Source organism: Streptomyces pratensis (assembly GCF_016804005.1).
GTDB lineage: Bacteria > Actinomycetota > Actinomycetes > Streptomycetales > Streptomycetaceae > Streptomyces > Streptomyces pratensis_A.
Genome location: NZ_CP051486.1, coordinates 1,595,813 through 1,609,329, shown reverse-complemented (window position 1 = coordinate 1,609,329; position 13,517 = coordinate 1,595,813). Strand labels below are relative to the sequence as shown.

Annotated in this window: 12 protein-coding genes and 1 riboswitch; of the genes, 3 read left to right on the top strand and 9 right to left on the bottom strand. The window is 69.1% G+C overall.

From position 1 onward, the window contains the following. Nucleotides 1–29 precede the first annotated feature (29 nt). From HED23_RS07190 to HED23_RS07150, 9 genes are all read right to left on the bottom strand, one after another. Entirely contained in the window at nt 30–701 is a 672-nt protein-coding gene (locus HED23_RS07190) for a trimeric intracellular cation channel family protein (protein WP_203182579.1), read from the bottom strand. A gap of 24 nt (nt 702–725) precedes the next feature. Further along, the gene (locus tag HED23_RS07185; RefSeq protein ID WP_238441868.1) at nt 726–2,189 is read right to left on the bottom strand and encodes an ABC transporter ATP-binding protein; all 1,464 of its coding nucleotides are present in this window, start codon (nt 2,187–2,189) and stop codon (nt 726–728) included. Then, nucleotides 2,186–3,274 (bottom strand): ABC transporter ATP-binding protein, encoded by a 1,089-nt coding sequence (locus tag HED23_RS07180; protein WP_203182578.1) that lies wholly within the window; start codon nt 3,272–3,274, stop codon nt 2,186–2,188. The genes HED23_RS07185 and HED23_RS07180 overlap by 4 nt, the downstream gene beginning before the upstream one ends. Beyond that, complete coding sequence (locus HED23_RS07175; RefSeq protein ID WP_203182577.1) at nt 3,271–4,260, bottom strand: ABC transporter permease; 990 nt, start codon at nt 4,258–4,260, stop codon at nt 3,271–3,273. The genes HED23_RS07180 and HED23_RS07175 overlap by 4 nt, the downstream gene beginning before the upstream one ends. A 90-nt stretch (nt 4,261–4,350) precedes the next feature. Then, nucleotides 4,351–6,111, bottom strand: a complete 1,761-nt coding sequence (locus HED23_RS07170; protein WP_203182576.1) for an ABC transporter substrate-binding protein — start codon at nt 6,109–6,111, stop codon at nt 4,351–4,353. A gap of 44 nt (nt 6,112–6,155) precedes the next feature. After that, the gene (locus tag HED23_RS07165; protein ID WP_203182575.1) at nt 6,156–7,148 is read right to left on the bottom strand and encodes an ABC transporter permease; all 993 of its coding nucleotides are present in this window, start codon (nt 7,146–7,148) and stop codon (nt 6,156–6,158) included. A 354-nt stretch (nt 7,149–7,502) separates the two neighbouring features. Beyond that, nucleotides 7,503–8,321 (bottom strand): enhanced serine sensitivity protein SseB C-terminal domain-containing protein, encoded by an 819-nt coding sequence (locus HED23_RS07160; RefSeq protein WP_398086149.1) that lies wholly within the window; start codon nt 8,319–8,321, stop codon nt 7,503–7,505. Between the two features lie 152 nt (nt 8,322–8,473). After that, entirely contained in the window at nt 8,474–9,250 is a 777-nt protein-coding gene (locus tag HED23_RS07155; RefSeq protein WP_203182573.1) for an enhanced serine sensitivity protein SseB, read from the bottom strand. 229 nt (nt 9,251–9,479) lie between these two features. Next, the gene (locus tag HED23_RS07150; protein ID WP_203182572.1) at nt 9,480–10,169 is read right to left on the bottom strand and encodes an AAA family ATPase; all 690 of its coding nucleotides are present in this window, start codon (nt 10,167–10,169) and stop codon (nt 9,480–9,482) included. Nucleotides 10,170–10,342: 173 nt separating this feature from the next. Beyond that, a riboswitch (glycine riboswitch) is annotated at nt 10,343–10,440 on the top strand. Nucleotides 10,441–10,606: 166 nt separating this feature from the next. On the opposite strand from HED23_RS07150, the gene gcvT reads away from it, so the two are divergent. From gcvT to glyA, 3 genes are all read left to right on the top strand, one after another. Next, the gene (gene gcvT / locus HED23_RS07145; RefSeq protein WP_203182571.1) at nt 10,607–11,734 is read left to right on the top strand and encodes a glycine cleavage system aminomethyltransferase GcvT; all 1,128 of its coding nucleotides are present in this window, start codon (nt 10,607–10,609) and stop codon (nt 11,732–11,734) included. 90 nt (nt 11,735–11,824) lie between these two features. Continuing rightward, a complete protein-coding gene (gene gcvH / locus HED23_RS07140) occupies nt 11,825–12,202 on the top strand; it encodes a glycine cleavage system protein GcvH (RefSeq protein WP_203182570.1) in 378 nt (125 codons plus the stop codon). Nucleotides 12,203–12,221: 19 nt separating this feature from the next. Further along, a complete protein-coding gene (gene glyA, locus HED23_RS07135; protein ID WP_203182569.1) occupies nt 12,222–13,481 on the top strand; it encodes a serine hydroxymethyltransferase in 1,260 nt (419 codons plus the stop codon). Nucleotides 13,482–13,517 lie beyond the last annotated feature (36 nt).

Sequence of the window (13,517 nt, the reverse complement as noted above, 5' to 3'; positions counted from 1 at the left end):
TATTACTGAGCGGTAGCTTTTCGTTTCCTTCAGATGACGGCCGGAGTTTCCTCCGAGCTGGCGGAGCGCCTGTTGTAGGCGCGCGGGGCCCTCCAGTGGAAGCGCATGGCGAACAGCCGCAGGACGAACGCGGTGATCGCGGCGGCGCCGCTGGTGTAGGCGTTGAGGACCTCGAAGCGGATGCAGAGGACCACCATGACGGCGCCGACGATCGCGGGCACGGCGTAGAGGTCACGGTCCCAGCGCAGCAGCGAGGGCACCTCGTTCGCCAGGACGTCGCGCAGCACACCGCCGCCGACGGCGGTGGCCAGCCCGAGGGCGGCGGACGAGGTGAGGCCGAGACCGTATTCGTACGCCTTGATCGTGCCTGACACGCAGAAGAGCCCCAGTCCTGCCGCGTCGAAGACGTTGACGCCGACCTGGATCCGCTCCACGTGCGGGTGCAGGAAGAAGACAAGGCCGGCGGCGAGGAGCGGGGTCACGAAGTAGCCGAGATCCGTGAAGGCGGCCGGAGGCAGCGCGCCGATCATCACGTCACGGAAGATCCCCCCGCCCAGCGCTGTCACCTCGGCGAGCACCGCGATGCCGAAGACATCGAAGTTCTTGCGTACGGCGAGCAGGGCGCCCGAGATCGCGAAGACGAAGATTCCGACGATGTCGAGCGCATGCTGGACGGAGGGGGTGAAGAGTTCGTTGAGCACCGGGCAATTGTGCCGGTACTGCTCCTACGCCTTGCCCTCCGCACCCGTGGACGGTGCGGCGGAACCCTTGGAGCCGTCGGGGACCGGCCCGTCGGACCCCTCCGGGCCCTTCGAAGCGGCGGGCTCGTCAGCCCCGTCGGACCCGTCGGCCTCACCAGCCTCGTCGGCCCCGTCAGCCTTCGAAGCCGCGGGCTCGGGAGTCTCCTCCGCGTCCGACGCCTCGGGCCCGGACTTGGGCTCGGACCCGGGAGCCTTCTCCGACGCCTCGGACCCGGGAGCCTTCTCCGACGCCTCGGGCTCGGACTCGGGCTCGGGCTCGGAAGCCTTCTCCGACTCCGGCGCCTCGGCTGCCTCCGCCGCCACCGGCGCCGTGGCCGCCACCGGCGCCGTGGCCGACTTCACCGTGATGACGTCCGCGACGAGCGGCGCGTCCCCCGGTGCCTGGTCCTCGCCGTTCTCCGGGTGGTGGCACGCCACCTGGTGCCCGGTCTTCAGCTGGAGCAGCGGCGGCTCCGTCGTCTTGCAGACCTGCGTCGCCTTCCAGCACCGCGTGTGGAAGCGGCAGCCGCTCGGCGGCGAGATCGGCGACGGCACGTCGCCCTTGAGCAGGATGCGCTCGCTCTTGGCACCGCGCCGGCGCGGGTCCGGGACCGGCACCGCGGACATCAGCGCGTTCGTGTACGGGTGCATGGGCGCCTCGTACAGCGACGTGCGGTCCGCCAGCTCGACGATCTTGCCGAGGTACATGACCGCGATCCGGTCCGAGACGTGGCGGATGACCGACAGGTCGTGCGCGATGATCATGTAGGTGAGCCCGAGCTCCTCCTGGAGGTCGTCCAGCAGGTTCACCACCTGTGCCTGGATCGACACGTCCAGCGCCGAGACCGGCTCGTCCGCGACGACCAGCTTCGGCTTCAGCGCGAGCGCCCGGGCGATACCGATGCGCTGGCGCTGACCGCCGGAGAACTCGTGCGGGTAGCGGTTGTAGTGCTCGGGGTTGAGCCCCACCAGCTCCAGCAGCCGCTGGACCTCCGCCTTCACACCGCCCTCGGGCTTGACTCCCTGGAGGCGGAAGGGGGTTCCGACGATCCCGCCGACCGTGTGGCGCGGGTTCAGCGAGCCGTACGGGTCCTGGAAGATCATCTGGATGTCGCGGCGCATCGGCCGGAGCCGCCCCGCGGACATGTGCGTGATGTCGCGGCCCTGGAACTCGACCTTGCCGCCGGTCGGCTCCAGCAGACGGGTCACCAGCCGGCCCATGGTCGACTTGCCGCAGCCCGACTCCCCGACGACGCCGAGGGTCTCCCCGGGACGCACGTCGAAGGTGAGGCCGTCCACGGCCTGGACCGCGCCGACCTTGCGCTTCAGCACGCCCTTGGTGATCGGGAAGTGCTTGACCAGGCCTTCGACCTTGAGGAGCGGCTCGGAACCGGACCCGTCCGACCCTGCCGCGGCGGGCGCGGGAGTCTTCTTGTTCAGATCAGTCACAGCTTCGGCGCAATCTCTTCGGTCCAGATACGGTCGCGCTGCTCACGCGACATGTGGCACGCGGAGTAGTGCCCGTCGCTGACCTGCTGCAGCTCCGGACGCTCGGTGCGGGTGATGTTGTCCGGCGGGACGTCGGCGTACGGGCAGCGCGGGTGGAAGGCGCAGCCCGACGGGACGTTGATCAGACTGGGCGGCGAGCCCTTGACGGGGATGAGCCGCTCGGTCTGTTCCCTGTCGATACGCGGCATCGAGCCGAGCAGACCCCAGGTGTAGGGGTGCTGGGGCTCGTAGAACACCTTCTCGGCGCTGCCGCGCTCGATGCAGCGTCCCGCGTACATCACGAGCAGGTTGTCCGCGATCTCGGCGACGACACCGAGGTCGTGCGTGATCATGACGACCGCGGAGCCGAACTCCTTCTGCAGGTCGCGGATGAGGTCGAGGATCTGCGCCTGGACGGTCACGTCGAGGGCGGTGGTCGGCTCGTCAGCGATGAGCAGCTGCGGGTTGTTGACCAGGGCCATCGCGATCATCGCGCGCTGGCGCATGCCGCCGGAGAACTGGTGCGGGTAGTCCTCGTACCGGCGGTGCGGCTCGGGGATCCCCACGCGGTCGAGCATCTCGACGGCGCGCTTCTTGGCGGTCTTCTTGTCGACCTTGTTGTGGACCCGGTGGGCCTCCACGATCTGCGCGCCGATGCTGTAGTACGGGTGCAGGGCGGACAGCGGGTCCTGGAAGATCATGGCCATCTTCTGGCCGCGCAGTGCTCGTACGCGCTCGGGGCCGGCGCCGATGAGCTCCTCGCCGTCGAGCCAGATCTCACCGCCGATCCGGGCGCGCTCCGAGGTGTGCAGACCCATGATCCCCAGAGAGGTCACGGACTTGCCGGAGCCGGACTCGCCGACGATGCCGAGGGTCTGACCGGCCTTCAGGTCGAAGCTGACGCCGTCGACGGACTTGACCAGGCCGTCGTCGGTGTCGAAGTGGACGCTGAGGTTGCGTACGGACAGGAATTCCTTGTCGTCGCCGGACCTCTGCGCCGGAACGGTTTCCGCCGCCGGGGAGTCCTTCTTGATTGCGTCGCTCATGAGAGCCTCACCCGGGGGTCGATCGCGGCGTACACGAGGTCCACCAGCAGGTTGCAGATGACGATGAAGAAGGCGGCGACCAGGGTCACGCCCATCACCTTGGGCAGGTCGGCGGTGGTGACGCCCTGGATGGCGAAGGCACCCAGCCCCTGGAAGGAGAAGACCCGTTCGGTGATGACCGCGCCGCCGAGCAGCAGCGCGAAGTCCATGCCGAAGATGGTGACGAGCGGGGTGAGCGCCGAGCGCAGCCCGTGCTTGACGACCACCTTGCGTTCCTTGAGGCCCTTGGCCCGCGCGGTTCTGATGTAGTCCTCGCCCATCGTCTCCAGCATCCCGGCCCGGGTGAGCCGGGCGTAGAGCGCGGAGTACAGCAGGGCGAGCGTGCACCAGGGCAGGACCAGACTGCCCGCCCAGGCGAGCGGATCGTCGGCGAACGGTACGTACTCCCCGTTGCCGAACAGTGCCAGTACGACGAGGCCGGTGAAGAACATCGGCAGCGAGACACCGGCGAGGGCGACGCCCATGGAGAGGCGGTCGAAGAGCGATCCCCGCTTCAGCGCGGAGACGACACCGATCGCGACACCGGAGACGACCCAGATGACAGCGGCACCGACGGCCAGCGACAGCGTGACCGGGACGCGGTCGACGAGCTGCGGCCAGATCTCGGTGTGGGTCTTGAAGGAGTAGCCGAAGCAGGGGGCGTTACAGGTGACGGGGTCGGGGCCGAACTGGTAGTCGGCGCCGACGACGATGCCCTTGATGAAGTTCCAGTACTGCATGTACAGGGGCTGGTCGAGCCCCAGGTTCTTCTTGACCGCCGCGATGACGTCGGGGTCGGGGCTCTTCCCGACGTACTGGGCGGCCATCGAGTCGAGGGTCTGCCCGCCGAGGCGGGGCACCAGGAAGAAGATCGCGAACGTGACTGCGCTGACCACCAGCAGCAGCAACACCGCGGCGAATACGCGTCGGATGATGTACGCAGCCACAGCCGTGCGGCGCCGGGCGGGCGGACGGGGTACGCCCGCCGGCCCGGCGCCTTCACCTGCCTTTCAGGGGATGCTGTCGATTGACAGGTGTTACTTGGTGGACGTCATCAGCACGTAGTCGTACATGCCGAGGTACGCGTCCGTGACCGTGACGTTCGCCGCGGAGTCCGGGCGGTAGAGCAGGTTCTTGCGGTAGAAGAGCGGAACGACCGAGGCGTTCTCCATGACCTTCTGGTCGACCTCGCCCCACGTCGCGTTACGCGCCGTGGTGTCGACGGTGCCGATGCCCTTGACGAGGAGCTCGTTGATCGCCTTGTCGTTGAGCTCCATCAGGTTCGTGCCGCCGGAGGGCTTGATGGCCGATCCGTTCACGATCTGGTCGAGGAAGCCGAAGCCGGTCGGCCAGTCGGCGCCCCAGGCCATCATCATCATGCCCGCGTTGTTCTTGTGGACCCACTCCGGGACACCCGCGAAGTCCGTGAAGTACTTGTCCGCCGGGAACTGCTTGATCTCGGCGGTGATGCCGATCGCCTTCAGGCTGCCCTGGAGCTGCGTGGCGGCGGTGATCTCGTCAGGACGGTCGGAGCGTGCCGTCAGCGTGGTCTTGAAGCCCTTGGGCTGACCGCACTTGGTCAGGTGCTCCTTCGCCTTGGCGACGTCACCCTTGTTGCCCTCGGACGGGTACAGGTCGAACTTCTTGTACCCGGCGACGGTCGGGGGGATGACCGTGGTGGCCGGGTCACCCTTGACCGAGCCGCCGATGGAGTCGACCATGCTCTGCTTGTCGACCGCGTACTGGACGGCCTTGCGGCACTCGACGTTGTCGAACGGCTTCACGTTGACGTTCAGCGCCAGGTACTGCAGGGCGCCGGCGTACGGGTTGTCCGTCTTCGCCTTCTCGGAGGCCTTGACCAGGACCTTGGGCTGGGTCTTGGACTGCAGACCCGTGCCCTCGGCGCCCACGGTGATGGCGTCGTTGAGCAGGTGGTCGTCGATCGTCGTCGCGTTGACGTTGAACTTGAGCTCGACCTTGTCGGCCAGCGCCTTGCGGATCGGGTCCGTCTTCGGGTCCCACTCCGGGTTGCGGACCAGCGTCGCGCCCTTGCTCTCGTCGTACGCCGAGAACTTGTACGGACCCGAGGAGACCATCTTCTGGACGTAGCTGGCACCCGTGTCGGCCTTCTGCGGGACCGGAGCGGTCTGCGAGAAGGCGGCGAGGTAGTCCATGTCCGCGAACGGCTTGTTGAGCTTGAAGACGATCGTGTAGTCGTCCGGCGTCTCGATGGACTTGAGGCCCTCGGGCGACTTGTCCTTGTACGGACCCTTGTACTTGTCGCCGCCCTCGAGGTAGGCCTTGAAGTACGTCGGGCCGTTGGACAGGGCCTCCGGCGCGAAGTTGGAGCGCTCGACGGCGTACTTGACGTCCTTCGAGGTGACCTCGGTGCCGTCCTCGTACTTCACGCCCTTGCGGAGCGTGTACGTCCACGTCTTGGCGTCGGCGCTGGCCTTGCCGAGGCTGGTGGCGAGGTCGGGGACGACCTGGAGGCTCTCCTTGCCGGCGGCCGGCTTGAAGGTCACCAGCGAACGGCCGTACAGGCGGGAGAAGTTCTGCACCCAGCCGTAGTACGTGTTACCGGGGTCCAGGGAGTCCGGGCCACTCGCGTGCTCCAGCGTGACCGTCCCCCCCTTCTTGTCGGTCGCGTTGACGATGCTGGTCAGGCCGGCGTCAGCCTTGACGTTGCCCCCGCCGCCGTTGCTGTCACCGCCCGAGTCACTGCTGCTGCACGCCGATGCGCCGAGCGACACCGCTACGGCCACGGCTATGGCCGCTGCTGTCTTTCTGTTCTGCATGCTGAGGAAAGCCCCCTCGCTAGTCCGGTGCGGCGATGCCGCGATTACTTGCCACGAGGGTCGAGTGCGTCACGCAGCCCGTCCCCCAGCAGATTGAAGGCCAGCACGGTGATGAAGATCGCCATGCCGGGGATGACCATGAACATCGGGTCCACCTCGTAGAGGTCGACCGCCTGCGTGAGCATGCCGCCCCAGGACGCCTGCGGCGGCGCGATACCGACGCCGAGGAACGACAGGGAGGCCTCGAAGAGGATGTTCGTGGGGATCAGCAGCGTCGCGTACACGAGGATCGGCGCGATGAGGTTCGGCAGCAGCTCGCGGAACAGGATGAACGGGCCGCGGGCACCGAGCGACTTCGCGGCCTCGACGAACTCGCGCTCGCGCAGCGACAGGGTCTGCGCACGGACGATACGGCCGATGTAGGGCCAGCTGAAGAAGCCGATCACGAAGATCAGGACCGCGATCCGCAGCGTGAGCCCTTCCATCCCGAAGGCGTTGCCCTGCAGGGAGGCGGAGATGGAGATCGCGAAGAGCAGCAGCGGGAATGCGAGGAAGGTGTCCATCAGCCGGCTGATGAAGCTGTCCACCCAGCCGCCGTAGAACCCGGCCACGACGCCCATGACGACGCCGATGACGACCGAGAGCAGCGTGGAGCCGACGGCGACCACGAGCGAGACCCAGGAGCCCTCGAGGATTCGCGCCAGGATGTCGCGTCCGGTCTGCGGCTCGACTCCGAGGGGGTGGTCCCAGCTGATGCCGCCCAGAGCGCCCTTGGGCGCCAGCATGACGGGGTCGACCAGGCTCTGGTTGAACGCGTTGGGGTCGAGCCCGAGGAGCGACTGCAGCGGCTTGGACAGTACGGCGGTGAGGATCAGCAGCACGACAACGATGCCACCGGCCATCGCGGCCTTGTCCCGCTTGAAGCGCGTCCAGGCGATGCGGCCGAGCGAACGGCCCTCGATCTCCTTGCGCCCGGCGCCTTCCAGCACCGTTTCGGGCCGCGCATCCGCCCCGGTGGTCTCGATCGGTGCCGTCATTGCGCTGGAGACCCCTCTCGGCCGACGGTGGCCGGCCTGTGACCGCCGCTGTAGCGGCTCTAACAAAATGTGACAGATGTGATCATGCCTTATCGAACTCACCTGTTTGAACGAGGGGTTCGCCGGGCATGGAGGACCTGCTGTGTGGAGTCTTCAACCACTTTGCGATCACCCGCCAGACCTGACGGGGAATGTTTGCATAAACGTGATGCTGCACAGGGGCTTCCGTTATCCGGACAGCCGTGCTTACTGAGCGGACCTCTCGGGCACTAAACGGTGATAGCGGACAAGGCGCCCAACAGCATTGAATCAGTCACCAATTGACCCTCCACGCAGGTCGTGGCTGACGCCTTGTCAGTATGCGCGTGGGGCGGGGCCGGTCGTCGGCGGGTAGCCGTATCCAGGCGCGGCGGGGGCAGGGGCGTGTGCCTCGCGGTCGTAGAACGGCCGGGCGTTGGCGTTCAGCCACATCGCGACGGGGTCGTACTCGTCCGACAGGGAGACCGTGGAGACGGGCAGCCCGTCCGGCACCACCCCGATCGACTGCTGCATCATCGCGCGGACCGCGTCGACGGACGGCCGGCCCGTGTCGTAGAGGTCGAGCCCGATCGCGAGGTACGGGACGCCGAGCGCGGGCTGCACCCAGGCGCGGCGCAGCGCGCGGACGGCGGGCGTGCGGTGGGCGTTCTGCGACAGCAGGGCGTAGAACTGCGGGATCTCGACGGCGGGTTCGGTGAGCCGCAGTGGCCCCGCGGGCATCCGGTCGAGGCCTGTGGCGATGCGCCGCAGGTCCAGCCAGGGGATGCCGACACCGCCGCCGGGCGCGTGCGGGTTGAGCCAGATGCCCCAGCGGTCGGGGAAGAGGGCCCGGGCGATGTCACGGCCGGTGGTCACCTCGTGGGCCCTGTGCCAGCCGCTGGCGGAGAGCTCCTGGGCCGAGGTCACGCACGGGGCGTAGCCCAGTCCTTCGACCTCCATGTTGCCGTACTGGGCATCGGGGGAACCCGCCGTACCGTGCCAGAGCAGCATCCAGACCCGGCCATCCGCCAGGGAACGCAGCAGCGCCTCGTACGTGTCGAGGCGCCCGGGGGTCACTTGGTGAAGCATGCGCTCGACCTCTCCCCCATGAGCAGGGGAGACCCCGTCGGCCGCTCCCATGCCTGACGCACTCACCCTGGGTCCCGCCCCTCTTAGATCCGCTGTTCGGCATGCTTCACGCCACTCAGGTGCCGCTCCCGGCGCACGGGGCGGCCTCGTCATCCAACCAGCTTATGCGCCGCCCCTGATACCGGCCCGCCGCCACGTGGCGGCGGGAGCCGCCGGCCTCAGTACCCGTCGCGCCGGTAGAACGGGCGTACCTTCTCCAGCATCCAGTCGCCCACCGGGTCCTGCGCCACGTCGAGCAGGACGAGATTGACCGGCCAGGGCACCTGGACCCGGCCTAGCGCACGGCCCAGCGCCTCCAGGGGCGCGCCCTGCGTCGCGGCGTCCCACACGGCGAACTCGACGCCGACGAAGAGGACGGGGCTGTCGCCCTCGATGCTGGCCAGCGTCCTGCGCGCCGTGCTCACCACACCGGTCTCCTGGAATTCCGCGGACACCGCGGAGAGGAAGTCGACGGGGTCCTCCTTCCAGTCCGGTTCGTACAGCCGCACCCGGCCGCCGCTCGCGGGGCCGTCCAGCGGGGTGCGGCCGGCCCGGCAGAGCTCGGCCACGGCGGACGGGGGCAGGGGCACCCCGACGGCACCACCGGGGTTGACCGCCACACCGAGCTGCGGGGGCAGCCCACGGGCGAACTCGCGTGCGGGGGCGACGGTGAAGGAGAGATGGGAGCCTACGCAGCTGAGGAACTGGGCCTCGGAGCTGAACACGGGGACGTACGCGCCGCCGTCGATGTCGATCGTCGGCAGGTCGAGGTCGGGGCTGTCGGGCCCGCCGCCGTTCGGCAGGGGAATCCAGACCAGGCTGCGGCCGAGCACCTCGACCAGCCGTCCGCCCGCCCCGGGCACGCCGAGCGAGGCGCTGAGCACTTCTTCGAGCTCGTTGGCCGGCCACCCCTGAGACGGGTGTGACGGGGCCTGGGCCTGAGCCGGAATGTCCACGGTGTCTGTGTCCCTTTCTCGCCATGCTGTGCGGCTGAAACCTTAGACCGGCCCGCGCCGCGAGGGCAGTGCCGCAGGCGGACGCGGTGTCCGCACCCGTCGCACAGTCCAGATTCCGGACAGCCCGCAGGGGGCCTGCGAACTGTGCGTATGCGAACGGTGACACCCCGGGCGCCAACCCTCCCAGGTCCTGCGGGGCCGGCTCGCGTGTGGGCCGGCCCCGCAGGACCTACTCCTGCGGGAGCCGGGCCTCCGGGAACGCGATCCGGCCGATCCTCGCCGCGGTCTCCCGGTCGAGCAGCACCGCCGAGGCGCATCCCGGCGGGAGCAGACCGCTCTCGGTGTCGCGCAGCAGCCGGCCGACCGCACGCCGGTGCCGGGCGAACGCGTATCCGGATACTCCGCGCCCCCGCTCCCGCTGTCCCTGCCTGGCCACCTGGGGGGTGACGTCGAGCAGGACCAGGTGCAGTGCGCTGCCCCGGCGCCGGGCCTCACGCACCAGCCAGCGCCGCACCCAGGCCTGCGTGCCGCAGTCGTGGACGACGACGGATCCGCCCGACCGCAGAGCCCGCCACAGCCCGGCGTAGTGCGCGGCGCGCACCAGGGGACGGTAGAGGGCGTAAGGGAGTAATCCGGGCAGGGTGGCCGCCCAGCGGTCCCTGGTGTCCTGGGAATCGATCGCGTACTCCTGGACCGCGCGCCGGATCAGGGTCGACTTCCCGCTGCCGGGCAGCCCGGAGACCACCACCACATCACCCGCCGCGAAGTCCAGGCCGTCCGGCCCCCGGCCGCCCCTGCCCCGCAGATCACGCACCACCGGAGCGTGCCCGCCCGTCAGCTCGCGGGCGGGTACGCCCGGCTGCTGGGGCATCGCACCGCGTGCCGCCCCCGCGGTAGTCGCGTAGCGCTGCAACGTCATCGCCTTCCCCCTGCCGAGTCACCCACTGACCTGCCCAAGAAGTGTAAAGAAAAGGTAATGCGACACAACTGCTTCCGTCCCCCCGTGTCGGGACCGGTACCGGTCAGGACCAAGACGCACCACTCTCCCTCAATGCGTGCGATGATGACCCCGCCAACTGCATACCGGCCGTTTGAATCCGCGCGGGAGAGTCCCGGTCACCGTGTGCACCGGGCGCCGAAGGAGCAAGTTCCTCCCTTGAATCTCTCAGGCCCCGTACCGCGTGGATGAGGCAGATCTGAAAAGCGGGCCGCTGCGCGGCCCCACCCAAGGTGCAAGCCGACCCCGACGGGGCTGACCCGTCAGGACCCTTTCAGGGGCTCTCGGCGAACCTCTCAGGTTCCGATGACAGATGGGGAGGGAACCACCCCCTGTCGTCATGCCCTGGAGCCATGTCCATGAGCACTGCCCCGAGCGCCGCCCCCCGCCGTACCGCCCTCGATGCCCTGCATCGGTCGCTGGGCGCGACCATGACCGATTTCGCCGGCTGGGACATGCCTCTGCGGTACGCCAGCGAGCGCGACGAGCACAACGCCGTACGCACCCGTGCCGGCCTCTTCGACCTGTCGCACATGGGCGAGATCACCGTCACCGGCCCGCAGGCGGCCGCCTTCCTGAGCTACGCGCTGGTCGGCAACATCGCGACCGTCGGCGTGGGCCGGGCCCGCTACACCATGATCGTCGCCGAGGACGGCGGGATCCTGGACGACCTGATCGTCTACCGCCTGGCGGACACCGAGTACCTCGTCGTCGCCAACGCGGGCAACGCCCAGCTGGTCCTGGACACCCTCACCGGGCGCGCCGGGGGCTTCGACACCGAGGTGCGGGACGACCGCGACGCGTACGCGCTGCTCGCCGTCCAGGGACCCGACTCCCCCGCCGTACTGAAGTCGGTCACGGACGCCGACCTGGACGGACTGAAGTACTACGCCGGACTCCCCGGGACCGTCGCCGGTGTCCCCGCGCTCATCGCCCGTACCGGTTACACCGGTGAGGACGGCTTCGAGCTCTTCGTGGACCCCGCGCACGCCGAGCAGCTGTGGAAGGCCCTGACCGAGGCCGGCGCGCCGTACGGGCTGATCCCCTGCGGGCTCTCCTGCCGCGACACGCTCCGCCTGGAGGCGGGCATGCCTCTGTACGGGCACGAGCTGACCACCGCGCTGACGCCCTTCGACGCGGGCCTGGGCCGGGTCGTGAAGTTCGAGAAGGAGGGCGACTTCGTCGGCCGCGAGGCGCTGTCCGCCGCCGCGGCCCGCGCCGAGACCGCCCCGCCCCGCAAGCTCGTCGGCCTGATCGCCGAGGGCCGCCGGGTGCCGCGCGCCGGTTACCCCGTCGTCGTCGACGGCCGGGTCGTCGGCGAGGTCACCTCCGGTGCCCCGTCGCCCACCCTGGGCAAGCCGATCGCCATGGCCTATGTGGACGCTGCGCACGCCGAGCCCGGCACCGAGGGTGTCGGCGTAGACATCCGGGGCACGCACGAGCCGTACGAGGTCGTGGCGCTGCCCTTCTACAAGCGCCGCAAGTGACACAGCGCGCCGCGCACGTGACGCATTCGTGTCTCACACCGTAAGACCACCGTTCATCAGCACTCCCCCGCGTACAGGAGAATTCAGGTCATGAGCAACCCCCAGCAGCTGCGGTACAGCAAGGAGCACGAGTGGCTGTCGGCCCTCGAGGACGGCGTGGCCACGGTCGGCATCACCGAGTTCGCGGCCAACGCGCTCGGTGACGTCGTCTTCGCCCAGCTCCCGGAGGTCGGTGACACGGTGACCGCGGGCGAGACCTGCGGTGAGCTGGAGTCGACCAAGTCGGTCAGCGACCTGTACTCGCCGGTGACCGGCGAGGTGACCGCGGCCAACCAGGACGTCGTGGACGACCCGTCGCTGGTGAACTCCGCCCCCTTCGAGGGCGGCTGGCTGTTCAAGGTGCGCGTCGCGGAGGAGCCGGAGGACCTGCTCTCCGCCGACGAGTACACCGCGTTCTCCGGCAACTGAGACCTTAGGGACTTAACTGATGTCGCTTCTCAACTCCTCCCTCCACGAGCTGGACCCGGACGTCGCCGCCGCCGTCGACGCCGAGCTCCACCGCCAGCAGTCCACCCTCGAGATGATCGCCTCGGAGAACTTCGCTCCGGTCGCGGTCATGGAGGCGCAGGGCTCCGTCCTCACCAACAAGTACGCCGAGGGCTACCCCGGCCGCCGCTACTACGGTGGCTGCGAGCACGTCGACGTGGTCGAGCAGATCGCGATCGACCGCATCAAGGCGCTCTTCGGCGCCGAGGCCGCGAACGTCCAGCCGCACTCGGGCGCGCAGGCCAACGCCGCAGCGATGTTCGCGCTGCTGAAGCCGGGCGACACGATCATGGGCCTGAACCTGGCCCACGGCGGTCACCTGACCCACGGCATGAAGATCAACTTCTCCGGCAAGCTCTACAACGTGGTCCCGTACCACGTCGACGACACCGGCGTCGTGGACATGGCCGAGGTCGAGCGCCTCGCCAAGGAGTCGAAGCCGAAGCTCATCGTGGCCGGCTGGTCCGCCTACCCCCGCCAGCTGGACTTCGCCGCCTTCCGCCGCATCGCGGACGAGGTCGGCGCCTACCTGATGGTCGACATGGCGCACTTCGCGGGCCTCGTCGCCGCGGGCCTGCACCCCAACCCGGTGCCGCACGCCCACGTCGTCACGACCACCACGCACAAGACCCTCGGCGGTCCGCGCGGTGGCGTGATCCTGTCGACGCAGGAGCTCGCCAAGAAGATCAACTCGGCGGTCTTCCCCGGTCAGCAGGGTGGCCCGCTGGAGCACGTGATCGCGGCCAAGGCCGTGTCCTTCAAGGTCGCGGCGACCGACGAGTTCAAGGAGCGCCAGCAGCGCACCCTGGACGGTGCCCGCATCCTCGCCGAGCGCCTGGTGCAGCCGGACGTCACCGAGGTGGGCGTATCCGTCCTCTCCGGCGGTACGGACGTCCACCTGGTCCTGGTCGACCTGCGCAACTCCGAGCTCGACGGCCAGCAGGCCGAGGACCGGCTCCACGAGCTGGGCATCACGGTCAACCGGAACGCCATCCCGAACGACCCGCGCCCCCCGATGGTCACCTCGGGTCTGCGGATCGGTACGCCGGCCCTGGCCACCCGTGGCTTCCAGGCCGAGGACTTCACCGAGGTCGCGGAGATCATCGCGGCCGCGCTGAAGCCCGCGTACGACGCCGACGCCCTGAAGGCCCGCGTGATCGCGCTGGCCGAGAAGTTCCCGCTGTACCCCGGCGTCAAGTAGTCACCCGCAGTTTGCACGCAGGGTGGGGGCACCGCG